Source organism: Blastocatellia bacterium (genome assembly GCA_025055075.1).
In the GTDB taxonomy this organism is placed as follows: Bacteria; Acidobacteriota; Blastocatellia; order HR10; family HR10; genus HR10.
In genome coordinates this window covers 1-26834 of the sequence record JANWYV010000015.1, presented here as the reverse complement: position 1 = coordinate 26834, position 26834 = coordinate 1, and the positions used below count along the sequence as shown (strand labels likewise).

Here is a 26834-nt window from a genome sequence, read left to right as displayed (position 1 = left end):
ATTCAGGACGATTCGGTACGCGTATACCCACTCCGCCTCCGGCACGCGTTGCTGAAGCCTCTGTACGAAGACGTCCTGTCGAGCTTCGAGATAGCTCAAGTAGTTCGCCGAAGCTGGAGATTCCAAATTCAACTTGCCCTGGCGCCGATTCTGCGGCGCGACGCGCAAGCTCGTCGCTGCCAACCCGCGAATCCCCCCCTCATATCGAGCAAGCGGAGGTTCTTTGAAGATGAGGATGTAGGCCTTCTTCCCCTCGACGGAGATCGTCTCTGGAAGTGCTTGAGCCCGTGGAGACGGGCGTCCTCGGAGCGATGCCCCCCACAACGGATTCAACACCATCAGGATTCCCACGAGCAACCACACGATCCCTCTCCTCGACCGCATAGGCTCCTCCTCTGTGTTCGCTCTCGATCATGCGCCCCTAGTCTAGGCCAAAGACCGCGCGTCGTAAAGAGAAAGTCTTTTGAACCGGCGTGTGCGCTAGAGGAAATGCTCGACGCCCACAAGAGCCCTTTTCACGAAGCCCGCGGATCGTATACAGTGTTCCCGATGCTCTCGGGAAGCGAGCGAGATCAGAAGGGAGGCCGATTCGAAGATCTGCGGGCGTTCCTGGCCTTCTTGGAACGGCGCGGCCAACTCGTCCGCGTTCGCGCGGAAGTGGATCCGGTTCTCGAAGTCACCGAGATCGTCCAACGCGTCATTCGGGAGAACGGTCCGGCGCTTCTTTTCGAGCGCCCGAAAGGCGCCGCCTTCCCGCTGGTCATCAATCTGTTCGGGACACCCGAACGCGTCCAGTGGGCACTCGGTCGCCATCCGGCTGAGATCGGTCATGATCTCATTTGCGCTCTCGAGCGATTGAATCCGCCGACGCTTGGTGGGCTGTGGCGCTCTCGCGCAGTGCTGTGGCGTGCCCTCAACATGCGTCCCAAGCGAGTTTGGCGCGCCCCCGTACAGGAGGTCGTCGAAGAACCCGATCTCGAGAAGCTGCCGATCCTGAAATGTTGGCCGGAGGACGGAGGCCGATTTATCACCTTCGGACTCGTGCTCACGGAGCATCCGAAGACGCATCGGCGGAATCTGGGCCTATATCGCCTGCATGTCTTCGGACGCGATCGAACGGGGATGCACTGGCAAAGCCTCAAGGGCGGACGCGCCCATTACGACGAGGCCGAACGCGAAGGGCGTCCGCTACCGGCGGCGGTGATCCTGGGCGGAGACCCCGTGCTGATGCTCTCCGCGATCTTGCCCCTGCCGGAAGATTTCGACGAGATCGCCTTCGCCGGATTCCTGCGCGGACGGCCAGTTCCCTTAGTCCGAGCCCACACGATCCCGCTGCTCGTTCCTGCCAATGCCGAGTTCATCCTGGAAGGCGTTGTCCCCCCCTATGAACGCCAGATGGAAGGGCCTTTTGGCGATCACTTCGGCCACTATTCTGATGCGGCCGAATTCCCCGTCTTTCACATCCATCGGATCACGCGCCGCCGAAGGGCCATCTATCCCGCTACCGTCGTGGGCAAACCACCGCAGGAGGACAAGTATCTCGGCATCGCATCCACGGAGGTCATCGGCCCTCTGGCGCGGCTCACCAATCCCAATGTCGTAGACCTATGGGCGTTCCCGGGAGCGGGCTTTCATAATCTGCTCGGAGTCGCCCTTCGGGAGCGCCATCCGAAGGAAGCGCTCAAGACGGCCTTCGCGCTGCTGGGATTGGGACAATTGGCGCTCACGAAAGTGATGGTCTTGGTGCGCGAGGATGTGAACTGTCGGAGCTTTCGGGCGCTGCTTCGCGAGTTGTGGTTCCGTTTCAATCCCGAGCGACATTTGCTGCTTTTGCCGACGGCGCCACTGGACACGCTCGACTTCACCTCTTTCGTTCCGCACGTCGGGAGCAAACTCATCCTCGACGCCACCGGTGAGCGCATCGAATCGAATCCGCCGCCCACTGACGTCGCTGATCCGCGCGCGCTCGACCGGCGCATCCTCGCTTCTCGTTTGCTCGAGGGAGGAATGCTGGTGCTCACCATCGAACGCGAAGCGCGCGCCGTGCTCGCGGATCTCGTGCGCGCCCCAACGCTCGGCCCGATCAAGATCCTCGTGGCCGTTAGTCCCGATGTGCGCCTCGACGACGAGGAAAACCTGCTCTGGGGAATCTTCACGCGCTTCGATCCCGCGCGCGATATGATCGCGGAAGACATGCGCTTTGTTGGCGCTCGGCCGGTCTATCGCGGACGGCTGGCCATTGATGCGACGTGGAAGGAGGGGTATCCCCGCCCCTTGGAAATGAGCGAGGAGATCGTACGGCTGGTGGATCGTCGCTGGTCCGAGTATTTCCCGAAGGCGTGAGCCACCCCCGTGCGGACGTCCACGCCCCTCTCGGACTGAGCCCTCACTGGTTCACCGCGTGATCGTCGGCTGCAGCGCTGCCGCCCGCTCCTTCGGAAGGGCCAAATACCCGATGATGCGATCGGGCTTCACTTCATTGACGACCAACTCGTAGGGCGCGACTCCTCGCTCCGCACGAAATTGAATGGGGGTGTTGATGAGATTATCCTTGCGCTCCACTTGCCGGTCGCCGACATACAGGGCGATGTTGAACTTCTGCCTTTTGACATCGGTCTTGGTCAACCGAATTCGAACATCGGCGACCTGCTGCCATCCGCCTTTCTTCGTGATGTCGAACTCGAAATATTCCCGCTCGCCGCGCCGACGCAATTCCGCCAATTCCTCGCGATTGCGCGCGATGAGCGTTCCGTATTCGCTCAGCTTGAGTTGAATCCCACCGATCTCCCGTTTCGCCTTCTCAATCTCCTCTCGCGTAGCCGAGACATCGCTCTTCACGGTCGTGATCTCGCCGGTGATGGCGCCGATTCGCCGTGCTTGTTCCTCTTGTAGCGCCGAAAGCTGTGCGGCTTCTGCCTTTCGCGCCAACTCCGCTTGAAGCGCGGCGACCCGTTGCTCCTGCTCTCGCTTGATCTCCACCGCCAGCGCTCGCGCCCGCTGCAGTTCTTTCTCCGTGATGCCAATATGCTCAGCGGTGACCGCCAACTGCGCCTTCAGATTCGCATAGCGAGCGTCGGCATCGTCCAATCGCTTGAGCGCGACTTGCAGATCTCGCTGGGTCGCATCCAAATCGGCGCGCAATTGGCGCGCCGTCGCTCTCAGGTCGTAGATCAGATACAGCATGGCGATCACCACGATCATCAGCAGGGACACTCCCGCAAGGAGAGGCCAAAGACGATGCCCACCACCTTGGGTCCCCTCATCTCTGTGAGGATCAGAGAGCGGTTTCCCGAGAAGCAACTCGTCCAGCGTCTTTCGCGCCATATTCCCCCCTTCCGAATAAGTTCCCCCTCCGAGCCCGATTGGATGAATCTCCGACCGAGCGCGTTGCCCCTCGGAGGAGCTTCTCAGTTTACCACCCCAGCCCGGCGAAAGCGAAGGACGAACGGCGATTGCTTCCCCTCCTCCGGCTGTGCTACAAAAGGTGTCGAGCGGAAACCCTCAACGTGGAGGGAACCTATGGTCAACGCGGACCTCGAACGCGAATTGCTTCGCCTTGAGGAAGAGCAAGCCGCCGCCTTCAACCGCCGAGACGTCGTCGCCGCGCTCGCAAGCTTCTCCCCCGAAATCGTGGGCTTCTCCTCAACACGGCACGAGCGCGTGAAAGGACTGGAGGCCTTACGCGAGACGTTCGAGTACTATCTCCGACAAGCGGAGCGAGTCGAGTACCAGATCTCGGAACCGCTCATTCAGCAGTTCGGCGAGACGGCGATCGTGAGCTTCTATTGGACGGTCGTGTTGAGCGACGGCACTCATCGCCGTGAGATCCATGGACGCGGGACACACGTCTTTCACCGAGAGAACGGTCAATGGCGAATCGTGCACGAACACTTCTCTCGCGCGCATCATCGGCCAGAGCGGGAGACATGAGGGCACCAGCGCGCTCGCGCGAGGCTAGAACTGCTTGCGGCTATCGAGGAGCACGGTGACGGGACCGGCGTTCACCAACTCGACGTCCATCATCTCCTGGAAGACGCCGGTCTCCACGCGCGGGCCATACTGGCGGGCCTTCGCGATGAAATACTCATAGAGCGCGCGCGCTCGATCGGGTGGCGCCGCTTCGGAATACGAAGGGCGTCGCCCTCGGCGACAATCGCCGTAGAGGGTGAACTGAGAAACGACGAGCATATCTCCCCCGATTTCCAGCAGCGAACGGTTCATCTTCCCCGCCTCGTCTTCGAAGACGCGCAGGTGAACGATCTTCTCGGCGAGATACTCGGCATCCGCTTCCGTATCCTCTCGCCCGACGCCGAGCAAGACGAGTAGACCACGTCCGATCTCTCCGACCGTGCGATCGCCCACGCGCACGCGCGCCGAAGCGACCCGTTGCACGACCGCTCGCATGGTGCGTCCTCAGGGGAGGCAACGAAGTGGTGAGCTCATTCGTAGCGCAGCGCCTCGATCGGATCAAGCGAGGCGGCCTTATGCGCTGGGTAATAGCCGAAGAAGATGCCCACGGCCGCCGCGAAACTGAAGGAGATGATCATCGAGAGCGGAGAGACGAGCGTCGGCCAACCGAGCACCCGGGAGATGCCCACCGATAACCCCACCCCCAAGAGCAGCCCGATGATCCCGCCCATCAAGCAGAGGACGACCGACTCGGTCAGAAACTGCATGCGAATGTGGCCGGGACGCGCGCCAACGGCCATGCGAATGCCGATCTCGCGCGTGCGCTCGGTGACCGAGACGAGCATGATGTTCATGATGCCGATCCCCCCCACGATGAGCGAGACGGCGGCGATGCTCCCCAAAAGGAGCGTCATCACTCGATTGGTCTGTTCGGCGGCCTCGGCGATCTCCGTCATGTTCCGCACCATGAAATCGTCCTGCCCCGGAGGCGTCTTATGGCGTTGCCGCAACAGCTCAGCCACGCGCTGCTCGCCCGCCGTCGCCGCCGTCGGGGTGACGAACGAGATCATGATGGCGTTGACCGAGAGGATTTGCTGCCCGAGCAGCTTCCGCTGCACCGTCGTGTACGGCATGACGATCACATCGTCCTGATCCTGCCCCATCACGGATTGTCCCTTCGGGGCGAGCACGCCGATGACCCGGAAAGGCAGATTGCGGATGCGAATGGTCTGCCCGATGGGATTGACGCCTTGAAAGAGGTTGTCCACGACGGTCTTACCGAGCACGACGACGCGCGCGGCCGCGCGCACATCCCCTTCATTGAAGAATTCTCCGTCTTGCACGGGCCAATTCCGAATCTTCGGGAATTTCTCATTGGTCCCCTGGATCGAGGTGAACCAATTCTGATTCCCGAAGACGACTTGCGCCGAGGCGCGCACAATTGGGGAAGCCGCCGCGACCAGCGGGATCTCGCGCTCGATCGCCTCGGCATCTTCGGCCGTGAGCGTGGCCGCAGCGCCAGCCCCTAGGCGTACCCCTCCCCACATCCGGCTTCCCGCCCAGACGAACATGACGTTGGTCCCCATGCTCTGAATCTGATCCTTGACCATCGCTTGGGCGCCTTGGCCGATGGAGACCATGGCGATGACGGCCCCAACGCCGATAATAATGCCAAGCATGGTCAGCGTCGAACGCAGCTTATTTCGCCCCAAGGCCCGAAAGGCCACCTTCAAAATCGCCCAAATTTTCATCGCTCTCCTCCTCCGGAGGTAGGGTCAGGAGGACCTCGCGCGCCTCGCGCGGCGCCTCGACCGGCATATCATGCCGAATCCGCCCATCGCGGAAGAGAATGATGCGTCTGGCATACTGCGCGATGTCCTGCTCATGCGTGACGATGATGATCGTCAGATTTCGCTCCCGATTGAGGCGCTGGAAGATCTCCATCACTTCGACCGACGTTCGACTATCCAAGTTTCCAGTCGGTTCGTCCGCGAGGATGATCGAGGGATTGTTGACTAAAGCTCGAGCAATGGCCACCCGCTGCTGCTGGCCGCCCGAGAGCTGATTGGGGAAGCTCTTCTCCTTATCGGCTAACCCAACGGCCGCCAAGGCCTCGCGCGCGCGTCGCAATCGCTCTTTGGCCGGTACACCTGCATACAGGAGCGGCAACTCGACGTTCTCCAACGCCGACGTGCGGGGCACCAGATTGAAGGCTTGGAAGACGAACCCAATGCGCCGATTGCGAATATCGGCCAATTCGCTCTTGGAGAGCGTCGAGACGTCCACCCCTTCCAAGAAATAGCGGCCGCGCGTCGGCCGATCCAGACACCCCACGATGTTCATCAGGGTGGATTTCCCCGATCCCGAGGGCCCCATGATCGCCACGAACTCCCCCCGCTCGATCAAGAGCGAGACGCCACGTAACGCATGGACCTCGACCTCGCCCGTATTGTAGATCTTGTGCACTCGCTCCAGGCGGATGACTTGATTAGGCGCGTACGGGGGCAACCGCACGCTGCTCTCTTCTTCCTTCCGATGCCAGAGGTTCTTTTGAATCGCCTCAACCAAATCCGCTTCTCCCTCTCCAAAGCGTTCCCGGGAATGGGCGAAGCGTCGCGACCGCCCATTCACCGGGTCCCTGACGTTCACCGGCGCATGCCGCCACCCGCCGGCCGCGGCGGGCCAAAACCAACGGGCCGACCGAAGGGCGACGGAGTGCCACCTTGCGCCTGCGCCGGCACCTGCGAGGTATCGCCGATGATCACTTGATCCCCCTCTTTCAACTCGCCCGCGAGAACCTCCGTATTCACCCCATCAGTGATGCCCAGCAGGACGCGCCGCGGCTCGGGCTTCTTCTGCGCATTCAGGACCCAGACGACCGCTGGACGAACCCGATTGGTTTCGCGCGGCGTCGGAAAGCGCAGTTTCTCAGCCGGATCCCAAAGCTGTCCGGGAGCAAGCGTCACCGCGGATGTCGGTCTGCGTCGCTCCATCGGTCGCGCTGATGCGGCCGTCGGGGTTTCCCCTTCCGGGCGAAAGCGCTGGAAGCTCTCGCGAATCTTCTGTCGCTCGGCCTCGGGAAAGGCGCGCAGCTTTTGCACGAGCGCCTGACGCTCTTCCGGCGTCAGATTGGGATCGCGAAGCTGTCGGACTAAGGCCGCGGCTTCGGGCGACAACCCAGGAATCTCGGCAGACGTTTGACTGGACCCGCGCGGGGATTGTGGACGTGCTTCAGGCGCCTGTCCCCCACGCGCCGAAGGTTCGGCCTTCCTCTCCACGGACGAAGCAGCACCGGGCTTCCCCGCAGGCGAGGAAGGCGGCTGAAGCGGTGGCCCCTGCCGCAACAGCTCCATCACCTTCTCCCGCGTGATTCCCGGCGGCAAATACCGCAAGGCGGCGTTCGACACGCGCAAGACATTCTCCCGCTGATCCACGGTGATGGTGATGTTCGCCGTCATCCCCGGCTTGAGCTTCAGGTCGGGATTATCCACGGCGATGATCACGCTGTAGGTCACGACGTTCTGGACCGTCTGCGGGTTCAGACGAATCTCTTGGATCCGACCGACGAATGTGTCGTTGGGATAAGCGTCTACTGTGAAGCGCACATCCACTGCCTCGGAGATCTTTCCAATGTCGGCCTCGTCCACATTCGCCTGGACTTGCATCTTGGTCAGATCGTTGGCGATCACAAAGAGCGTGGGGGCTTGCAAGCTCGCGGCGACCGTCTGCCCGACGTCTACGTTGCGCGAAATGACGACTCCATCCACAGGAGAATAGATGTTCGTGTACTCCAGATTGACCTGGGCGCGATTGACCTCAGCACGCGCCTGCTCGACCTGGGCCTTCGCTTGCTCCAGTTGCGCCTCGGTAGCGCGAATCTGCGCCCTCACCTGTTGCACGGCCGCCAAGGCTTGATTATACCGCGCTCGGGCCGAATCGGCATTGGCCTTGGCCGTGTCGTAATCGTTCTGCGAGAGCACCCCGCCCTGCGCCAGTTCCGTATAGCGGCGCAAGATGAGATTGGCGTTCTCCATGGCGACGCGCGCCGCTTCGAGATTCGCTTCGGCAGCCGCCAGATTCGCCCGTTGTGTGTTCAACTCGGCCTCAACCGTGCGCACGCGGGCTTCGGCCGCGGCCAGATTCGCCCGCGCGTTCTCCAACTGCGCCTCGAAGTTGCGGGGATCAATCTTCGCCAGAAGCTGCCCCCGTTTGACGACGGAATTGAAGTCCGCATACAGGGCTTGAATCTGCCCGGAGACCTGACTTCCCACCTGAACCGTCACGACCGCCTGGACCGTGCCCGTAGCGTTAACGACATTGCGCACGGGTCCACGATCCACCGTCGCGGTGAAGAACTCGCTCGCGGCCGCTCGCTGTCGAAACACCGTCATCGAGAGGATTCCCCCGACGACGACCACAAGCACGAGCGAGAGGATCACAATCCGTTTTTTCGTCAAAAGGGCTTTCATCCGTTCCATAGATTTTCCCTCCCTCACGGCCCCTCTCGGCGATAGCGTCGCCGCTCTTCCTCCATGCGCTTCATCAACTCATCGAATTTCGCCTGCTGCTCCGGCGTCAGGACGGCACGCAGCCGCTCGCGCGAGCGACGCCGAATCTCTTCAAAGCGCGGACGCATCTCATTCCGAAGTTGCAGGAACTCTTGCCGCGTCTCATCAAGGATGCGTCGCACCTGCTCGGTCTGCTCCGGCGTGAGCTTCAGCTCTCGGACAAGATGCTGCAGATGGCGTTCGCGCGCGCTCTCTCCGCGCGGAGGCGGCTCCTGAGGGCCACGCCCCCAAACGCCTCGCTGATAAAAGTCCATGGCCAACGCGCCAAGCGCTACTCCAAGCGCGAAAACGCCCAAAACCGTTAAGCGAGCTCGCCATGAGCTGTTGCGAAACATCATCTCGATCCCTGCGGTTCAGCCGCCAGCGCGCTCAACACGCCTTCTTGGCTCAGCTCTTCTCCAGCGAAGACCAGGCGCTCGGCCTCCGAGAAATTGCGCTCCATCAGGGCGGAGATGAAATCCCGCCGCTCGGCGGGAATCTGCCGGTGGATATACACATTCACTCCGACAAGCAGCATGAGTAGGATCATCGCCACCACGGCGACGCTCGCCGCAAAGGCGCGCGCTGCCTCCCAGAAGGAGAAAACGGGTCGGACGCGCTCCTCGCGAAGTCGCGCGCTCACGCGCGCATAGAGAGAAGGCATCGGCTCGGCCTCCGGCGCTCGGGTCGCTTGCAACAAGATGCGCTTGAGCGCCAGCAACCGCAGCTCCTCCGCGCAGACCGGGCATGCGGACAGATGCGCCGCGAGCGCCTCCCGCTCCTCTGCGGCGCCCCCCCCGCGATTCGCCGCGCGCGCCCACATCGCCATGCGCTTTCGGATATCTCGGCACGTCATCTCTTTCTCGCCCGCTGCGATTTCAACTCGTCAGCCTTCGTCCTTGAGGCCGATGCTGGCTGCGCCATCTGCAGCATCCGACGCAGCCGTTTATCCAAAGCGCGACGCGCTCGAAACAGCCGGATCTTCACCTTCGAGCGCGACCACCCCATCAGCTCGCCGATCTCGGCCGTCGAGAGCCCATCGCGTTCGTACAGAAGCATAACTAAGCGATCCTCCGGCGAGAGACTGGCGAGCAACTTCTCGGCCAAGGCCGCAGCATCTTCGTTCTGCTGCTGCTGCTCAAACAGCTCGAATGCCGGTCTGGCTAACGCCTCTTCCAACCACGTCCGCTCATCCTCAGTCAAGTCCGCCAAACTGAACTCCCGCCGCCGCTGCATCCGCCGTAATTCATCATAGCATGCATTCACGGCAATTTTCATCAGCCACCTCTCGAAGGACGCTCCCCGCCGATACGTGTGCAAGGCCTGATATGCCTTCAAGAACGTCTCCTGTGTGATGTCCTCCCGCATCTCCGGCTGCCGGAAGAAGCGCCCTGCGACATTGTAGATGGCTCGACCATAGCGCCGGACCAACGCCTCGAATGCCTCAGCATCGCCCGCCAGACTCCGCTCAACCAGCTCCTCGTCGTCGGGCACAAGCTCGTTCGCCGAATTGCACCTCTCCACCACCACGCTCTATACAACTCAGCTTGTGCCATCTTGGTTCCCGAATCTACTACGTCGGGCCAAGAGATCTCGGTTACGCCGCATCCCCCCATCACGGCCGATATTCCCCGGCGATCACCGTGATGAGCCGCTCCGGATGCAGATAGGTGCGAATCGCCGCATTCACCTCCTCCCGCGTGAGGGCTCGGACCTGCTCAGGCAGATGATCCAGGTATGCGGGCCCGAAGCCAAAAACCTCGGCTAGAAGCAACTGCGCGGCGATCCCCCCATTGGTCCCTAATCCCACGAGGAATGACCCCACGAAGGCCGATTTCTCATCCTCCAACTCCTGTGCGGTGATCCCCTCGGCCACATAGCGAGTGAGGACCTCCATCGTGGAGGCGATGGCGCGCTCGACGTTCGCCGGATTGACCGTCACGCTCACGGCCCACGGGCCATCCAGGAAACTCGGTTCGAAAAAGCGCGAGATAATCCCGTATGTGAGCCCTTCCTGATCCCGGACGCGCACCCCTAGCCGAGAGGAGAGCGTCGAATAGCCCAAGGCGGCATTGCCAATGATCGCCGCCACATAGTCGGGATCGGTTCGTCGCAGCTGGCCTGCATGCCCGAGAACAACGTCTACGTTCGCCTTATCCGGCATGTAGATCACTTCGCGAAGCGAGGCCTCGGGTAAGGGAGTGCGTGGCATTCGAGCCCATCTCGTGCGCGGGTCTTCGGCCGGTTCAGCAGACCAGTCGCCAAACTGTCGCCGAATCCGCTCGACGATCTCCGTCGCCACGACATCACCGACGACGACGAGCACCAAATGGCGCGGGCCGTAATGCGCGCGATGAAAGCGCCGCACATCCTCGACGGTCATCGCTTCGATGCTCGCTACGCGCTCGGATGCCGGAGGTTCATAAAACGGACTCGACCGATCGTAGATGAGCTGTGAAAAGCGCTCGAAAGCGCGCACGCCCGTGTGTTCTTGGCTCCGGCGAATTTGACCGATCATTTGCGACTTGAGCTTCATCAGCTCCTCTTCAGGAAAAACCGGCTCCCGCAGTACTTCGGCCAACGTCTCCAGCAGACGTCCGACATCTTGGCTGAGGGAAGTCGCGCTCGCCGTCGCCAGAAAGCGATTCGCCCCAATGTGCATCTCCGCTCCCACATCCTCCAGCCAAGCGGCGATCTCCAACTTGCTCCGTCGCTCAGTCCCCCGCATCAGCATGGAGGCCGTCACAACGGCCAGCTCCGGCTGTTCGACTGGCTCGAAGGCTCGACCAGCGAAGAGCGCTGCTCGAACCTCCACCGTCGGATTCGCACGATTCTCTAGAACAAGCCCTCGAACACCATTGGGGAGAGCGAAGGAGAGCGTGCGTTTGGCGAAGGACTGCCCCACGAGGGGTTCTGTGGCTCCAGCCGACGCATCCGGCGCCTCTGGAGCGAAGAACGCCGGACGATGAAGCCAGAGCATTCCCGGCTGACCGGCGCTCGCGGTTGGTCCACTTCCAATCGCGTTCTTCGGGACGAACCATCCTACCGTGAGATTGTCCTGATGGAGATACGTTTGGGCGACGCGCTGGATGTCCTCAACCGTGACACGTCGCACGTTCGGGACATAAGTGATGAACCATTGCCAATCGGCGCTCGCCTCCGCCTCTCCTAGCGCGAACGCGAATTGCAGCGCGCCATCCCGCGCGTAGAAAGTCTCGGCCTCGATCTTGTTCTTCGCCCGCTCCAGTTCCGCCTCGCTCACCTTGGCATCTTGGAGCCGCGCAATCTCATCGCGGATTGCTCCTTCGACGCGCGCATGCTCGACGCCTGGGCGAAGCACGGCCGTGATCTCGAAGAGCCCCGGGTCCCGAAGATGCGCGACAAATGCCCGTACACTAATGGCCAGTTCCCCATCCACGAGCCGCTGATAAAGGCGCGTCGTCACGCCTCCGGTCAAAAGACGCCCTAACACCGCCAGCGGATAAATGTCGGGATGCGTCGCCTCAGGCGTATGATAGCCAAGCATCAAAGCGCCGACTTCGCCCGCTCGCCGAATGACGAAGCGACGCTCCCCTTCTTGCGGAGGTTCCACCGTGTAAACCTTGGGGATCGGACGTGGAGAAGGCGGAATCACTCCGAAATAGCGTTCGAGCCAGAGCAATACCTTCTCCCGATCGAAGTCCCCGACGATGATCGCCGTCGCATTATTTGGCCAGTAGAACGTGTGATAGAACTCCCGCAACCGCTCCGTCGGAACGTTCTCCACATCGCTTCGCCACCCGATCGTCGGATGATGATACGGATGCTCGCGAAAAGCCGTCGCCCAAGTGTGAATCTCCAAGACGTTGAGCGGATCGTTCTCCCCGCGCTCCAACTCGTTCCGCACGACGATCCGCTCCTGCTCCCGATCCTCATCCAAGATGAGCGCATTTCGCATGCGGTCCGCCTCAAGCTGCATGACCAACTCCAAATGCTCGCGAGGGACGGCCTCATAATAGTTCGTCCGATCGAACCACGTCGTCGCGTTGAAGACTGCGCCAATTCGGTGCAACACGGTCGCGATCGCCGTCCCTCGCCGCGCGTTGAACGTCGGCGTCCCCTTGAAGAGCATATGCTCCAAAAGGTGCGTCGCTCCTGTATGTCCCACGGCCTCGTTCCGCGACCCCACGTGATAGAGGACCATGAAGGCAACTACTGGCGCCGCTCTCTGCTCCGAAAGGAGCACCTTCATCCCATTGGCCATGCGATATTCCTCGATCCCTCCTGACTCAGCTACGAAAACCATACCTTCCGGCAGTTGGCTCCTCATCAGTACCTCCCTGCAGCAATGTCAAAGAGGGAAATTATACGCAAAGGCGAGTGGAAATCGAAGCCCAGGCTTACAGTTCTTAACCCAGTCAAAACTAAGGCTGATGAACGAGACGCATCTCCATGAAAAAGGCCCTGAGCCCCAAGAGAAGGGCCCAGGACCAAATAGTGAGTACCCCCGAGTGCTACCTCAATCGCTCGACGTTCTCAGCTTGTAGGCCCTTCGGCCCACGCACGATGTCGAAGGTCACGACCTCCCCCTCTTCGAGGGATCGAAAGCCCTCAGCTTTGATCGCTGTATAGTGGACGAAGACATCGCCGCCCTCCTGGCGCTCGATGAATCCGTACCCCTTCTTATTGTTGAACCATTTGACGCGTCCTGTCTCTCGCATTGTCAACTCCTTTCCCAAAATTTTCCATTGCTCCTCGGGCTCTCGACCATCCACCATGAGGTTCTGTCCTCACGCCAGCGCTTTGAGCCTTGCGAAGCAACGGCCAAGAGCGTAGAGGAAACCTCATCGAAAGTCAACCCATTACGGCACGCACCCCCAAAAGCCTGACTTCGCCACTTGCAAGCTGTCCCCTAACATGGCCTGAGCTTCATCCCCGAGCATAATTCACACCAATGATCAAGGCATCTGTAAATACTAAACGCTTGACTTTTGAGTCAATGATAGTATACTATGCCGTTGTGCTTAATAATAAACCAAAGCGCGATAAAACGCGATAAAATATCGAGGAGGTGGATGATGACGCCGACTTTTGCCAGACAGCCGCTTCCTGAGGAGCGGAAGACGTTGGAAGAGTGGATCAAGAACCCCCCGTCCCGTGACCATTACATTCGGGCTCGAATCATATTGCTTTCGGCCGATGGGCTTTCGGCGCCGGATATCGCGCGGCGGATCGGGCGACATGAAAGTCGCGTTCGAATGTGGATTCGGCAATTCAACCGTTTCGGGATCGAGGGCCTGTATAGTGGCAAGCCGCTGTCGAATCGGGCCAAACCGATTGAAGAGGGGGGGCAACGCGAGTCTTCGCACCAATCCAGTGGCCCGTCTCCGCGAAAGAGCCCCGCGCTCAACGAATGGGTATTCTACCCCGTGCCTGAACGGGCCGAAGGGGAGTGATCCAAATTCCATTCTGTGAGGAGTAGGGCTCTCCCTACAATAGGGCCTTTTTGGCGGAAAAAGCTTGGGGATTTTTCGCCTCCTGAGTATAATCCACGCGGTCAAAAACTCTCGATGGAGCGGGGCTTTCGCAAGAGGGGGATCTTGCGGGAGCCCCCAAGGAGGCGACATGAAAAGAGGACTGACGAAGATGGAGTTGGCCGAACATCTGGCTCAAAAGTTCGGCCTGAGCAAAGTGACGGCTCGTCGGATCTTGGAAGAATTGGAGACGTTAGCGGCCAAGCAAGTGAAGACGGTCGGGATCTTCTCTCTCCCAGGAATTGGCAAGCTCGTCCTCTCGCAACGGAAAGCGCGAACGGGACGGCATCCGAAGACGGGGGAACCGATCGAGATTCCGGCACGGGCGGTACTGAAGTTCCGTATCGCGAGGACCTTGAAGACGGCTATCTTGAGCGCACCAGGCGAGGCGCGCCAAAAAGAGCAGGAAGACTCAGCAGAAGCGGGCGAGGCCTCCCTTTCGGCGTAACGCTCGCACCTTGTGAGGTCGCTGGTCGAAAAGTTTTCAAACTTTCTCGATGCGTTCTCCGTCTTTCCGGGACGGATGGTGGTGAGGTTAGAACAAGGAGGGAGCTATGCCGCTTGACGAGTACGACAAGATCGCCCATCTTCTTCGTCGTGCCGGCTTCACGGCCCATCCCGATGAGTTAGAGGCTGCTACCGCGCGCGGCCTCCAGGCGGTGGTCGAGGACCTTTTGAACTTCGAGCGATTTCCCGACGTGCCTCCTGATCCGGAGATCCTCGCCGCCTTAGACCAGTCTCAAGACACCTTCAATCGAATGCGCGGGGATTTCTTGAACAGACTGACCCGGTGGTGGCTTCATGCGATGGCGACGACGCCGCGCCCGCTCCAGGAGAAGATGGTGCTTTTCTGGCACGGGCTGTTTGCGACTTCGGTCGCGGGACTGGAGTTCTGGCAGCAGATTTACCTCCAGAATGAAAACTTTCGGGGCAATTTCGATCCCGACACGGGACAGCTCCTGAGGCCGGCGCCGGGGAATCCGTTCCCTGTGGGAAATTTCCGCCGCATGTTGGAGTATCTCTCCAAAGACCCGGCCATGCTCTATTGGCTCGACAATCAATTCAACGTGAAGAAGAACAACGAGGTCGGCAGCAACGAGAACTATGCGCGGGAATTGCACGAATTGTTCTCGATGGGCGTTGAGGATGTGGTGGCGAAAGTCCCCAACTATACGGAGCGTGACATTCGACAAGCCTCGCGCGCGCTGACGGGATGGCGCGTGTTACCGCGCTCGGCGAACTTCACCTTCCCACGTGTCTTCTCCTTCGACCCGACGCGGCATGATTTCGGTCCCTACGAGCATTTGGGCAAACGCGGGGGCAACAACGCTGATTTCATCTTCGATAACATCGTGCGGCATCGGAATCCTGGGCAGAAGCAGAGCGCCGTCGGGCGGTTTCTCGGTTATCGGCTGTTCACATTCTTCGGCTACGAGGACCCGGAGCCGGAGATCATCAATGCCTTGGCTGACGTCTTCGACGGGGCCCATGGAGGAGAACCCTTCAACATCCGCAACATGTTGCGGACGATCTTCACGCCGGGGAATCTCGTCTCCGAGGCCTTCTATTCGGAACGAGCCTTTCGCGCGCGCGTCAAGAGTCCAACTGAATATGTGGTGAGCCTCGTGCGCCTGCTCACGTTCGACCGCGCGACGAGCCGACCTGAGGGCATTTCTTCTTCCTCTGCCGTGATGCGCTTGCTATCGAATGGAATGGTCCAGATGGGACAGCAACTTTTCGCCCCTCCGGATGTGAGCGGTTGGCGAGAGGGCTTGGCGTGGATCTCGACGACGTCGGTCCTAGCGCGCTTCAATTTCGCCAATGACATCCTCGCGCTTCAGGTCAATCAAGGGGGCATAGACCTGACGCGGCTCATGACCCAAGCGAGGCTACAGGAAGCTCTGCAACAGCGGCGCTATGGCGAAGTCGTGGATTTCCTCGCCCGTCTGTTGTGGCAGATCCCCCCATCGGCCGAGGCGCGAGAAGCGCTCATCGGATACTTGCAAGCGCCGATCCCGAATACCAGCGAGAGCACTCTCGTGAGCCAGAAGATCCGCGGGCTGATTCACCTGATGCTCGCAGCCCCGGACTTTCAACTGAGCTGAGGAGGCGCCTATGAGTAAGACCACACGTCGTGAGTTCATCAAGAAGAGCGGAATGATGGCGCTGAGCGTGGGTCTCAGTCAGCAGGCCTTTTGGCGCCATGTGCGTGCGGCCTCTGAGAGCGTCCTCACGCAGGCGGCAGCGCTCAGTCCCGCGGATCGCATCCTCGTGGTCATTCAACTGGATGGCGGTAACGATGGCCTGAACACGGTGATTCCGTTGAGCGGCTCAGCGGCTTCGCTCTATCGGCAGTATCGGCCGACGTTGGCCATCCCGGAGACAAACGCTCTGCCCATTGGAACAGATGCTGCGGGGACGCTCCTTGGCTTTCACCGAAATATGCAACCGTTGAAGGAGCTGTATGACCGCGGCTATGTCGCCGTCATTCAATCGGTCGGCTATCCGAATCCGAACCGTTCGCATTTCGCCTCGCAGGATATTTGGCATACGGGGGATCCAGAAGGTCGCAAGCGCACGGGCTGGCTCGGCAGATACCTGGATGTGACCTCTCCTTCGGCGGAGAATCCCTTGTTGGCCGTCTCGCTGGCCGGGACCCGTCTTCCGCTCACGCTTCATGCCGAGCATGTGCTCGTGCCAGCCGTAGGCAGCGTAGCCAATTATCAATTCCGCACCCAGCCCCCGGGCGATCATCAAAACAAGATACGCGCCTTTCTGGCTCTGAATCGAGAGACCGCTTCGGATCACGTCCTCCGCAAGCAGATCCAACTCGTCGCGCTCGACACCTACGAGAGCGTTGAGAGGCTTCAATCGGGCATCCAGCGATACACGTCCGATCCCGCCATCACGTACAACCCGCAGAATTCCTTAGCGCAGGCCTTACGACAAGTGGCGCAGATTCTGGCGGCGACGCTCGGTACGCGTATCCTCTATGTGAGCATCGGAGGATTCGACACGCACCAATCCCAAGCGAACACGCATGCGACTCTTCTGGCTCGACTCTCGGAAGCTGTGGCCACGTTCCATGCCGACCTTGTCCGCCTTGGGCTCGATGATCGTGTTCTCATCATGACGTGGTCGGAGTTCGGTCGCAAGGTCACGGAGAACGGAAATCAGGGCACGGATCATGGGACCGTAGGCCCGCAGTTCCTGATCGGGACGCGCGTCAAAGGAAGAATCGTCGGCGAACATCCGAGCCTGCGCCCGGAGGATTTGAACCCCGGATTGAGCGATCCGAAGTTCTCCGCCCGCGCGATCGACTTCCGCTCGATCTACGCGACAATCCTGGAGAAGTGGTTCCTCGTAGACTCGCGGGAGATCCTGGGCGGCGGCTTCGAGCTGCTCGATATCCTCTAGATGTGGGGAGCCTCCGGCTTCGTGCGACATGCGCCGTTTCATGTCCGAGAGCTGGGGATTTCGCTGTCGAAGATTCCCGGCATTCGTCACATATCTGTTGGGACTGGTGTTCGGATTTCTCGCCACGGGGCTTATGGCCTTTGGTCTCTCGACTGGCCCACCGCCGGGATTCACCCAAGCTCCGGGGGAAAGCACGTGCACGGAATGTCACGATTCGTTTGGCGAGGCAACCAATCGCGGGCCGGGCGAACTCGTCATCGAGCATCCCCCTCGATACGAGCTTGGACAGGTCGTGACCGTTGTGGTGAAGCTCGAGCACGCGGGTCAGCGCCGATGGGGCTTCCAATTGACGGCCCTTACTGCCGATACGTCCGAACCGGCCGGAGAGCTTCTCGTCATCGATCCGCTTCATACCCGACGTGTGGAGGGACCCAACGGACGTCCATACATCGGACACACGCGAGAAGGGACGTTCGCCGGACACCGAGATCGCGCGCAATGGGTGGTTGCTTGGCGCGCGCCGGAGCGGGACCTTGGTCCGGTGACGTTCTATGCGACGGGGAATGCGGCCGATGGCGATGGCACGCGGCTGGGCGATTGGATTTACGCTGCGGAATCCACCATCGTCCCCCCTTCGTATCCGACAGCGACCTTGCGTTTCCCGCGCGGCGGCGAGACATTTCGTCCCGGACAGCCCGTCGTCATCCACTGGGAAGCCTCATCCAACGTGACGTCATTCGACGTGCTCTTCTTCCCGCGCGCAGGCGCGCTGCCGATGACGATCGCCAGCGGACTTCCCGCTGAAGCGCGCAGCCTGTTGTGGATCGTCCCCGATCTCCAAACCGAATCGGCGCGTTTGGCCGTTCTTGCGTTCAACGACGTCGGTTTCGCCCTCGCCGACAGTAAGCCCTTTCGCATTGTGACAGCACCGCACGGACAGCCCGGAGATGTGAACGGCGATGGACGCCTCGATGAACGAGACCTCCAACTCTTACTTCGCATCCTCTCTGGGAAGACCCCTCCCATACCGATGGCCGATGTGAACGGAGATGGCGCGATCAACTTTCAAGATGCGCTCCGATTGCTCGAGCTGCTTCTGAGACAACGCGTGGGATGAACAACAAAGAGAAGTCGAAACCTCTCTGGCGAGCATCGCTCAGAGAGGTTCGTTGGTGTGTTCTCGTTGCTCCTTCGATGACGGCGCGCGCCCGCTCACTCGGGCTTCGGCGAGTTCCATTTGGCTTGAAATTCCGCCGCCGAGAGCGCGTAGTAATCGGCGTTCTTCTCGATGTAGAAGGCCCACTTCTCGGGAACTTCGTCGTTGGGGAAGATCGCCTCTACGGGACAGGCGGGCACACACGCGCCGCAGTCGATACATTCCTCCGGATTGATGTAGAGCTGCTCGACGATGTCGTATCCCGGCTCGTTCTTCCCCGGATGAATGCAATCCACCGGGCAGACATCCACGCACGCCGTATCCTTGGTTCCGATGCACGGTTCTGCGATGGTATAGGCCATACATCTCCCTCCACGCGATCGAAACTCGAAGCGTTTCGTTATACCCGATTTCGCTCGCTCTGGCAAGGGCGAGGTCGCCGGGGCTCGGCCACGGAAGAAGATCTTTCGGGGAAAGCCCGTCGGGTGTGCTACACTAGCTCGCGAACGGACACCCCACAGCGGGAGGGAATGGACATGAAGGGGATTGGGGGGATCGTGGTCGGGATACTCGCCCTCGGTGTGCTGCTTGGCCTCTCACATCGGGCGGAGGCGCCGCGGCAGCGCTCGAAGAAGGAGAACATGATCGAGATGGGACAGGTCTATCGCGCCTTGCACGCCAAGATCTACACGGGCGCCGTCGAAGCGAAATTCACCGACGCCGATTTCCAGGAATTGAGCGCACAAGCAGCGGCTCTCATCCGGCTCGCCGAGGAATACGCGAAGTTAGAGACCAACGCTGATCTGGCGAACATCTCGCGCAATCTGGCGCGCGACACGCAGTCGGTGAAGAACCAAGCCGATCGGAAGGATGCGATGCTCACCGTGATGCTCTTCGGACGCCTCATCACCTACTGCGCGGAGTGCCATTATCAAACCCGCTGGCCATGAGGTGGGGACAGAGGGGGTTCATCCGCGCGATTGGTCTCGGTCAGCTCGGCGCTTGACAGAAGGCGCGCCTCTTGGGCACAATGTCACCGGCTATGACGGCCAACCGAAACCGAACGCGGCACCTGTTTTCTGCCTTCGCTAAGGGCCTGCGCGACTGTGTGCACCGACGATCTCCTCGAAGACAAATGGGGATACGAGGAGGGGGGAATATGCGAAGGAAATCATCGCCCACCGCTTTGGTTCTGTTACTCGCCTTATGGGGGGTATCCGAAAGCGCGTTCTCACAAGGGCGTCCCTCTGGGGGCATCACTGGGCTCGTCTTGGATGAAGTGGGAAATCCAATCATCGGAGCAGTCGTGCGTCTGCTCCCAGCCGATGCCCCGAGTCAGCCCGTGAAGACTTCACGCACGGACATGGCGGGGAAATATCTCGTGAAGAAGCTGACGCCGGGGATCTATCGCATCCGCGCGGAAGCGCGAGGATTCCTCCCCGTCGCGCAGGTCGTCGAGATCAAGCCGCACGTCCTCCTCAGCATCGATTTCGAGCTGCGACGGACGCAGACGTTGGCCGAGCAACGCGAAGATCGCGATGACTACCGATGGGCTGTCCGCGCCTCGCGCCGTCCGGTGCTTCGCTTCAATAAGAACGGAGAGAGGGAAGAGCGCTTCATGGTTCGGAATCCCGATGGACGATGGCGCGGACAGGTAGTCATCGCCAGCGGGTTCTCTCAACGCCGCTCAGCGGGCAGCACGATGAATCTCGCGTTCTCGCAAGGGCTGGGCCCCTGGCTCGAACTCGGAGTGGCGGCTCAGACCAATGGGCTTGGGGGGCATCCTGGGCGATGGGAGATGGGAGTCCTCGCCAGGCCCCGTGCGGCGCATCACCTGAAGACGGTGATCGCCGTGACCGATTGGCAGGCGGCGTTGGAAGCGCCACGAACGGCTAAAGCGCGGCGTTTGGAGCTTCGGGTCGCTGATCGGTGGCATCTTCTCCCTGAGCTCTCGCTCATCGGTGGGGTTGATGTACAGCGGACGACTGCTCGCGGTCACACCTTTTGGGATGCTGCTCCGCGATTCGGCGTTCGATGGAATGCCACTGACCGTACGCGCATCAAAGCGAACTTCCTCCCCTTCACCATCCAAGAGGCGCAGACCGATCTCACGCACGGCGGGCCGATGCTTCTCGCCCCATACCCGATCCTTCCTCAGGTTCGAAACGATGGCCACGTTGGAGACGAGGGGCATCATTGGCAGGTTGGCGTCGAGCGCGTTCTTGGAGAGCACCAGATGATCGAGATCGCTGTCTTTCAGAGCGCGACTCCCACGCACGAGGCCTTTCCCTCCGCCACGCGAGAGACTCGCGATGGGAATCCGTGCGAGCGCGAATCCCAACAGGGGATTCGCGTCCTCTACACTCGCGCTTTGGGAGGAGCTGTGAAGACGACCGTCGGTTACGCATTCGGCCATAGGCGCGCCCATCCGGCTGAAGTGTTCGGGACGTTCGCCCAAGGGGACTTCCACGTGCTCGCCGGACGTGTAGACGCGATGTTCGCGCGCACGCGCACGCGGCTGATCGCTCACTTTCGCGCGGGACGGGGATGGATCGAATCCGACCCGTTCTACAACCTCTCGCCGGAGGTCCTGTCGCTTCTAATCGCCCCGCTTTGGGAGAAGCCACTGGAAGAGGGCGTCCCCAGCTTGCCGCTTGTGGATCCCGGATTGACGCTGGTCATCGCGCAGCAGCTCCCCACCGTTGCTTTCCTGCCCGGCCGATGGGAGGCGATCATCGAGGCGCGCAACATCATCGCTTGGGCTCACAACGCGCATGCTGACGGGAACACCCCCGTCCTCGTTCGCGCTCCGCGCCTGATCCGAGGCAGCCTCGCCGTGCGATTCTGAGCCAGGAGTTCGCACAGCCCGAATCGTCGCCATGAATGGTCTGAAGCATGATCGTGTGAGGACGTCCGAAAATCTGGAAGGAGCTTCCGAAAAAATGGAGGTTTCGTGGAGGGCGCTTCGTGAGCGACTTCCTGGAAATCGCCTGAAAATCCGGCGCTTACTCTCCATCACCTTGCTGCGGAACGCCACTTGCTTACATCAACGACGATGATGCCGAGGAGGTTGAGCCGACAAACGATATTCCTCCTGCTTGTGACCGGCGCATTGGTCCTGCTGGGGACCCTCAACCTCCACTCTCGCCTTCAACGTCCCCAAATTCCATACGACGGAGTAATCTGGGCGGATTCCCCTCGTGGCGTCGTGGCCGCTGTCGTGGACCCGCAAGGACCAGCAGCGCGGGCCGGAGTTCGCCAGGGCGATTATCTGGTGGGGATCAGCCTGAATGGGGAAGCCCCGTTTGATGCCATCGCGCGCGCCAGCGATGTGCAGATCTATCTGGAGGCGGCTGGCGTCGGTGCGCCGATCTCGTATGCGCTCGAACGGGAGAACGTCTACGGGGATCGTTCGACGTGGGCAGCGGATATCCCCGAGTTAGTGGCCAAGCCGCAGAAGCTTGGGCGAGGACTGTATCTGGCAGCCATTGGTCTGGTCTACCTGGTGATCGGACTCTACGTGCTACTCCGGCAAGGATCGGCGCCGTATGTGCGCCATTTTTACGGGATCTGCCTGATGGCCTTCGTCGTGCACTTTTACAGCTTCACGGAGACGTTCGATCGCCTAGATCGGATCATCTTCCTCACGGATAACGCCGCGCTCCTGCTGCTGGCTCCGCTCTTTCTGCACTTCGCAGCGCTCTTTCCCTTGAGGCGACAGATCGTCGCGCGACGGCGTGCTGTCACCGTCGCGCTCTACGTGCCGGCCGTGATTCTCCTGGCCTTGGAGATCGCGCTAGCCGTCGGTTGGCGACCGCAGAGCGAATCGGTGCTGCGACTGCGCGCGCGCTTGGACGCGGCAGCGCTCGTACAGTTCATCGTCTGCTTCCTCGCCGGCGGAGGTCTTCTGTTCCGAACATTCCTGAAGGCTGAGACGCCCCTCCTGCGTCAGCAGATGAAGTGGATCGTTTGGGGATTGGGCGTCAGCATCGTTCCCTTCACGGCTTACGAACTGTACACCTACTTCACCGCGTCCACCGTCTCGCCGCTCGTGGAAGCCTTGGCCATCGGGCCGCTCATCCTCATCCCGCTTTCATTCGGGTATTCGATTGTGCGGTATCGGCTGATGGACGTGGACGTGATCGTGCGCCGCAGCTTCGTCCACTTCCTGGCGACGGCATCGGTGGCCGGCGTTTACTTGATCCTCATTGGGAAAGGGGCGGCGCTCATCACGGCGCTTGTGCCGAATGCTCCGAGCTGGGTCTTGCAAGCGGTCACCGTCAGTGGCGTGCTCGCCATCGCCATGCTCTTCGCTCCGATCAAGAATTGGCTCATGGAACGCATGGACCGGCTCTTTTATGGCGAGCGGTACAGCGCCCGTCGCAATCTCGATGCGTTCATCCGGACGATCTCGGCGACGACGGACCTCTCCGCTCTTCTGGAGCAGACGGTCGAATGGGTGCGGCGGGCCTTCGCCGTGGAGAAGGTCGCCATCTTCATCGAAGATGCCGAGGCCCCGGCTGGCTATCGCCTGGCGCGCTCGCACGGCGTGCGAGAGAGCGAGTTGCAGCTACCGCAAGATTTCGGACGAATCGTCTGCGCGGAGAGCGGTCCTGGGGGCGTCCTCGCGCGCGATGTGATGCCTTGGCTTCCGGACACCTTCGCGCGCGGCGTGGATGATTTGCAGTATTTCGTCCCGTGCTCGATTCATGAGCGCGCGATTGCGATTCTGGCCCTTGGTCGGCCGCTCGATGCGCCGCTCTTGACCTCGGAAGAGGTGAAGCTGCTCCGCGTCATCTCCGGCTACGTCGCCATCGCCATTGAGAACAGTCTCCTCTATCGCGAGCAGGCCAAGCGCGCGGCCGAATTGGCGCATCTGAAGGACTTCAGCGAGAGCATCATCGAATCCATCAACGTGGGGATCATCGCGCTCACGCCCGAGGGGCGCGTCACGATGTGGAACTCAGCGGCGGAAGAATTGCTGGGGATCGCGCGGCCGCAGGCGCTCGATCGTCCGATCGAGACGCTTCTGGACGCCGATCTGATTCGCGCCCTGCACGACGTCACGCGGCCCTATGGATGGGCAGTGCCCGAAGCACGGAACATTTACAAATTCCGATGGCGCGCGGATCGCGAGCGCGATCTGGTGCTCAACGTCTCGATCGTGCCGCTGTGGATGCGCTCAGGGGAGCCATCGGGATCGTTGCTCGTGCTCGAAGACATGACGCATCGGGTGCGGCTGGAAGAGCAGCTGCAGCAACGCGAGAAGCTCTCCTCGTTGGGCTTGCTGGCCGCCGGCATCGCGCACGAGGTGAACACTCCGTTGGCCGGCATCTCCAGTTACACGCAGATGTTGCTCAAGCAATTCTCGGCCGATGATCCGCGCCGCTCGCTTCTGGAGAAGATCGAGACGCAAGTGCTGCGGGCTTCACAGATCGTCCAGAATCTGCTCAACTTCGCCCGCATGGAGCGGCCGACCGTCAGCGAACTCGATATCCGCAAGGTCCTCGATGATACGCTCCAGCTTTTGGAGCCGCAGTTGCGCAATACGCGCATCGAGGTGGTGAAGCGATACCCCGAGGAGCTCCCGCCAATCCTCGGCGACGCGACGAAGTTGCAGCAGGTCTTCATGAACCTCATCTTGAACGCCCGCGATGCGATGCCCGAGGGAGGGCGGCTCACGCTGGCCGCCTACGTGAGCAATGGTCAGGTTTGCGTGGATGTCGAAGACACGGGCGTGGGCATCCCGCCCGAGCACATCACTCGCATCTACGATCCGTTCTTCACGACCAAGGGCGTGGGACGTGGAACGGGTTTGGGCCTGGCGCTCAGCTACGGCATCATTCAGGAACACGCCGGGCGCATCTTCGTCGAGAGTCAGGTGGGCCGAGGAACGCGCTTCACCATCGCGCTGCCGGCGCTGGAACGGGCGTTCCGTCCCCTCGATCGCGTGGCCGCGGCTGGAGATTGAGGCCTTCCACCGCGGACGCGCATCCGTTCCTTCACCCCCAACCTCTGTGCTAGCATTTAGAAAGCTATGGGGCGCAAGGGCACGATCCTGGTCATTGACGATGAGGAGGTCATGCGCGATGTTCTGGAGAGCCTCCTCTCGGCCGAGGGGTATCGGGTGGACGTCGCGCGCACGGGCGAAGAGGGATTAGAGAAGTTCCGCGAGCGCCCATATGATCTCGTCCTTTTGGACGTCTCCATGCCCGGCATGGGGGGCATCGCGACCCTGCAGGAGCTTTTGCGCGTGGATCCGGAAGCTGTCGTCGTCATCATCACCGCCTATGCGACGTTCGAGACGGCAATGGCCGCCTGGCAATTGGGAGCGTTCAATTGCATCCGCAAGCCGTTCCAGAACGATCAGATCCTGCAGATTGTCGAGGCCGGCATCCGTCGTCGGCGTAAGGACGAAGAACGCCGCATCTTGAGCCAGACGCTGCGTCAAGGTTCAGCGCTGCGTCAGATCATCGCCCGCAGTCCGAAGATGCGCAAGGTGCTCGATCTCGTCGCGCAAGTGGCCCCCACCCGTTCGACCGTCCTCATCCAGGGGGAATCGGGAACGGGCAAGGAGCTGATCGCGCGCGCCATTCACTTCATGAGCCCGCGCGCGGAGACCGGGCAATTCGTCGCCGTCAATTGCAGCAACGTCTCCCCGGAGCTTCTGGAGAGCGATCTCTTCGGCCATGTCAAAGGCGCCTTCACCGGCGCCATTGCCGCCAAGAAAGGGCGCTTCGAGATCGCCGACGGCGGCAGCATCTTCCTGGATGAGATCGGCAACATCAGCCTCGACATTCAGGCCAAGCTCTTGCGCGTCATCCAAGAACGGGAATTCACCCCCGTCGGCGATACGACGACGCGGCGGGTGGACGTGCGGATCATCGCGGCGACCAACATTGATCTCAAAAAGGCCGTGAGCGAAGGTCGCTTCCGCGAGGACCTCTTCTATCGCCTCAACGTCATCACGATCCATCTGCCGCCGCTGCGCGAGCGGAAGGAGGACATCCTGCCGCTCACCCAGCACTTCATCCGGAAATTCAACGCCGAGAACAATCGGAACATCTCGACCGACCTGGATCCGGAGGTGCTGCGCGTGCTGGAAGAATACCCGTGGCCAGGCAATGTGCGGGAGTTAGAGAATGTGATCGAGCGCGCCGTCATCATCGCCCGCGGCGATCGGATCACGCTCGACTGCTTGCCCGATGAGATCCTCGATCCTCGCGCCGCCGAGGATTTCCTCCATCGCCTGAAGACGGAGGATCTCGTGCGCGACATTCCGATCGCGCAAGGCATCTCCTTCTACGACGAGGTCGCCAAGTTCGAGATCCGCCTCATTCGGCGCGCCCTGGAGCTCACCGGCGGCAATCAGAGCCGCGCCGCGCGCTTGCTCGGCATGAATCCGACGACGCTCAACAGCAAGATCAAGGCCTACAATCTCAACGTGAAGTGAGAGGCGCTCACCAATCTCCCCCCTCCAGCGGATGGGGCATCAGATGAGCGAGGACGAACCACATGGCCGCGACGTTTCGCTTCTTGCAGTTCTCCGACGTCCATCTGGACTCTCGACTGACGGGATCGCGCTTGGCCTGGCCCAAGGAGAAACGCGAGCAACGGATTCGAGAGATCGCCGAGGCCGCGCGCAAGGCTTGTCATCTCGCCCGCGAGCGTGATGTCGAAGCGCTCCTTCTCCCCGGCGATCTCTGGGACGATGAGACGATCTCGGCCGAGACCATCGCGCAGTTGATCGACGCCTTCGCCGCGCTCGATCCCATCCCCGTCTTCATCGCTCCCGGCAATCACGACTTCTACTCGCCGACCTCGCCGTATAACGGCGATGTCCTGCGCGCCCGCGGCTTGCCCACATGGCCGAAGAACGTCCACATTTTTCGGTCCTCTGAGTTCGAGACCATCCGCCATCCGGCGCGCTCCGAAGTCACCATCACCGGACGCGCGTTCTTGGAGAACGTTCGTCTCGAGGAGCGGCTTTTGCGGAATCCGATCCCGCGCCCCCCGGCGCGGGTGAGCGTGCTCCTCTTTCACGGTTCGTGGATCGAATATGCGGGGAGAGATCGCTTCGAGGAGGACAAATTGTTCACCGCCCCGTTCTCCCGCGGGGAATTGCTCGCGCAAGGATTCTCCTACGCGGCGCTCGGTCATTACCACCACTATGCGGAGATCAGAGACGATGACGGGCGCGTGCGCGCTGCTTATGCCGGATGTCTGGCCGGTCGCTATCTCTCCGAAGCAGGTCCCCACTTCGCTCTCCTCGGAGAGATAGACGAGCGCGGC

23 protein-coding genes are annotated in these 26834 nt (G+C 61.0%); 12 read left to right on the top strand and 11 right to left on the bottom strand.

Annotated features, from left to right (window positions below):
- Positions 1 to 549 precede the first annotated feature (549 nt).
- Entirely contained in the window at positions 550 to 2343 is a 1794-nt protein-coding gene (locus tag NZ746_04180) for a UbiD family decarboxylase (GenBank protein ID MCS6816563.1), read from the top strand.
- Positions 2344 to 2394: 51 nt separating this feature from the next.
- Here the strand turns inward: NZ746_04180 and NZ746_04175 are convergent, their stop codons facing one another.
- On the bottom strand, positions 2395 to 3324 hold the full coding sequence (locus tag NZ746_04175; protein MCS6816562.1) for a hypothetical protein: 930 nt from the start codon (positions 3322 to 3324) through the stop codon (positions 2395 to 2397).
- 195 nt (positions 3325 to 3519) lie between these two features.
- Here NZ746_04175 and NZ746_04170 point away from each other — a divergent pair, with 195 nt between their 5' ends.
- Positions 3520 to 3930, top strand: coding sequence for a nuclear transport factor 2 family protein (locus NZ746_04170; GenBank protein ID MCS6816561.1), 411 nt, complete (start codon positions 3520 to 3522; stop codon positions 3928 to 3930).
- 24 nt (positions 3931 to 3954) lie between these two features.
- On the opposite strand, the gene dtd is transcribed toward NZ746_04170, so the two are convergent.
- From dtd to NZ746_04125, 9 genes are all read right to left on the bottom strand, one after another.
- Positions 3955 to 4404 (bottom strand): D-aminoacyl-tRNA deacylase, encoded by a 450-nt coding sequence (gene dtd, locus NZ746_04165; protein ID MCS6816560.1) that lies wholly within the window; start codon positions 4402 to 4404, stop codon positions 3955 to 3957.
- 35 nt (positions 4405 to 4439) lie between these two features.
- Positions 4440 to 5660 (bottom strand): ABC transporter permease, encoded by a 1221-nt coding sequence (locus tag NZ746_04160; GenBank protein ID MCS6816559.1) that lies wholly within the window; start codon positions 5658 to 5660, stop codon positions 4440 to 4442.
- The gene (locus tag NZ746_04155; protein MCS6816558.1) at positions 5608 to 6417 is read right to left on the bottom strand and encodes an ABC transporter ATP-binding protein; all 810 of its coding nucleotides are present in this window, start codon (positions 6415 to 6417) and stop codon (positions 5608 to 5610) included. The genes NZ746_04160 and NZ746_04155 overlap by 53 nt, the downstream gene beginning before the upstream one ends.
- Positions 6418 to 6554: 137 nt before the next feature.
- Positions 6555 to 8387: an efflux RND transporter periplasmic adaptor subunit gene (locus NZ746_04150; GenBank protein ID MCS6816557.1), complete on the bottom strand. Its 1833-nt coding sequence runs from the start codon at positions 8385 to 8387 to the stop codon at positions 6555 to 6557.
- A gap of 14 nt (positions 8388 to 8401) precedes the next feature.
- Positions 8402 to 8812, bottom strand: coding sequence for a periplasmic heavy metal sensor (locus NZ746_04145; protein MCS6816556.1), 411 nt, complete (start codon positions 8810 to 8812; stop codon positions 8402 to 8404).
- Entirely contained in the window at positions 8812 to 9312 is a 501-nt protein-coding gene (locus tag NZ746_04140; protein ID MCS6816555.1) for a hypothetical protein, read from the bottom strand. The genes NZ746_04145 and NZ746_04140 overlap by 1 nt, the downstream gene beginning before the upstream one ends.
- Positions 9309 to 9980, bottom strand: a complete 672-nt coding sequence (locus tag NZ746_04135; protein ID MCS6816554.1) for a sigma-70 family RNA polymerase sigma factor — start codon at positions 9978 to 9980, stop codon at positions 9309 to 9311. The genes NZ746_04140 and NZ746_04135 overlap by 4 nt, the downstream gene beginning before the upstream one ends.
- A 91-nt stretch (positions 9981 to 10071) precedes the next feature.
- A complete protein-coding gene (locus NZ746_04130) occupies positions 10072 to 12765 on the bottom strand; it encodes an insulinase family protein (protein ID MCS6816553.1) in 2694 nt (897 codons plus the stop codon).
- A 184-nt stretch (positions 12766 to 12949) separates the two neighbouring features.
- Positions 12950 to 13156: a cold shock domain-containing protein gene (locus tag NZ746_04125; protein MCS6816552.1), complete on the bottom strand. Its 207-nt coding sequence runs from the start codon at positions 13154 to 13156 to the stop codon at positions 12950 to 12952.
- A gap of 357 nt (positions 13157 to 13513) precedes the next feature.
- On the opposite strand from NZ746_04125, the gene NZ746_04120 reads away from it, so the two are divergent.
- The 5 genes from NZ746_04120 (at position 13514) to NZ746_04100 (ending at position 18503) form a co-directional block, all read left to right on the top strand.
- Complete coding sequence (locus NZ746_04120; GenBank protein ID MCS6816551.1) at positions 13514 to 13891, top strand: helix-turn-helix domain-containing protein; 378 nt, start codon at positions 13514 to 13516, stop codon at positions 13889 to 13891.
- Between the two features lie 169 nt (positions 13892 to 14060).
- Positions 14061 to 14417, top strand: a complete 357-nt coding sequence (locus tag NZ746_04115; GenBank protein MCS6816550.1) for an HU family DNA-binding protein — start codon at positions 14061 to 14063, stop codon at positions 14415 to 14417.
- Positions 14418 to 14523: 106 nt separating this feature from the next.
- Complete coding sequence (locus tag NZ746_04110; protein MCS6816549.1) at positions 14524 to 16074, top strand: DUF1800 domain-containing protein; 1551 nt, start codon at positions 14524 to 14526, stop codon at positions 16072 to 16074.
- A gap of 10 nt (positions 16075 to 16084) precedes the next feature.
- Positions 16085 to 17386, top strand: a complete 1302-nt coding sequence (locus NZ746_04105) for a DUF1501 domain-containing protein (protein ID MCS6816548.1) — start codon at positions 16085 to 16087, stop codon at positions 17384 to 17386.
- Positions 17387 to 17426: 40 nt separating this feature from the next.
- Positions 17427 to 18503, top strand: a complete 1077-nt coding sequence (locus NZ746_04100) for a dockerin type I domain-containing protein (protein ID MCS6816547.1) — start codon at positions 17427 to 17429, stop codon at positions 18501 to 18503.
- 95 nt (positions 18504 to 18598) lie between these two features.
- On the opposite strand, the gene NZ746_04095 is transcribed toward NZ746_04100, so the two are convergent.
- A complete protein-coding gene (locus tag NZ746_04095) occupies positions 18599 to 18904 on the bottom strand; it encodes a ferredoxin family protein (GenBank protein MCS6816546.1) in 306 nt (101 codons plus the stop codon).
- A 174-nt stretch (positions 18905 to 19078) separates the two neighbouring features.
- On the opposite strand from NZ746_04095, the gene NZ746_04090 reads away from it, so the two are divergent.
- The 5 genes from NZ746_04090 to NZ746_04070 all read left to right on the top strand — a co-directional run.
- Entirely contained in the window at positions 19079 to 19492 is a 414-nt protein-coding gene (locus NZ746_04090; protein MCS6816545.1) for a hypothetical protein, read from the top strand.
- A gap of 209 nt (positions 19493 to 19701) precedes the next feature.
- Positions 19702 to 21390 (top strand): TonB-dependent receptor, encoded by a 1689-nt coding sequence (locus NZ746_04085; protein ID MCS6816544.1) that lies wholly within the window; start codon positions 19702 to 19704, stop codon positions 21388 to 21390.
- A 222-nt stretch (positions 21391 to 21612) separates the two neighbouring features.
- Positions 21613 to 24513, top strand: a complete 2901-nt coding sequence (locus NZ746_04080; protein ID MCS6816543.1) for an ATP-binding protein — start codon at positions 21613 to 21615, stop codon at positions 24511 to 24513.
- A gap of 66 nt (positions 24514 to 24579) precedes the next feature.
- Positions 24580 to 25995, top strand: a complete 1416-nt coding sequence (locus tag NZ746_04075) for a sigma-54 dependent transcriptional regulator (protein MCS6816542.1) — start codon at positions 24580 to 24582, stop codon at positions 25993 to 25995.
- A 62-nt stretch (positions 25996 to 26057) separates the two neighbouring features.
- A partial coding sequence (locus NZ746_04070; protein MCS6816541.1) for a DNA repair exonuclease occupies positions 26058 to 26834 on the top strand: 777 nt, incomplete at its 3' end.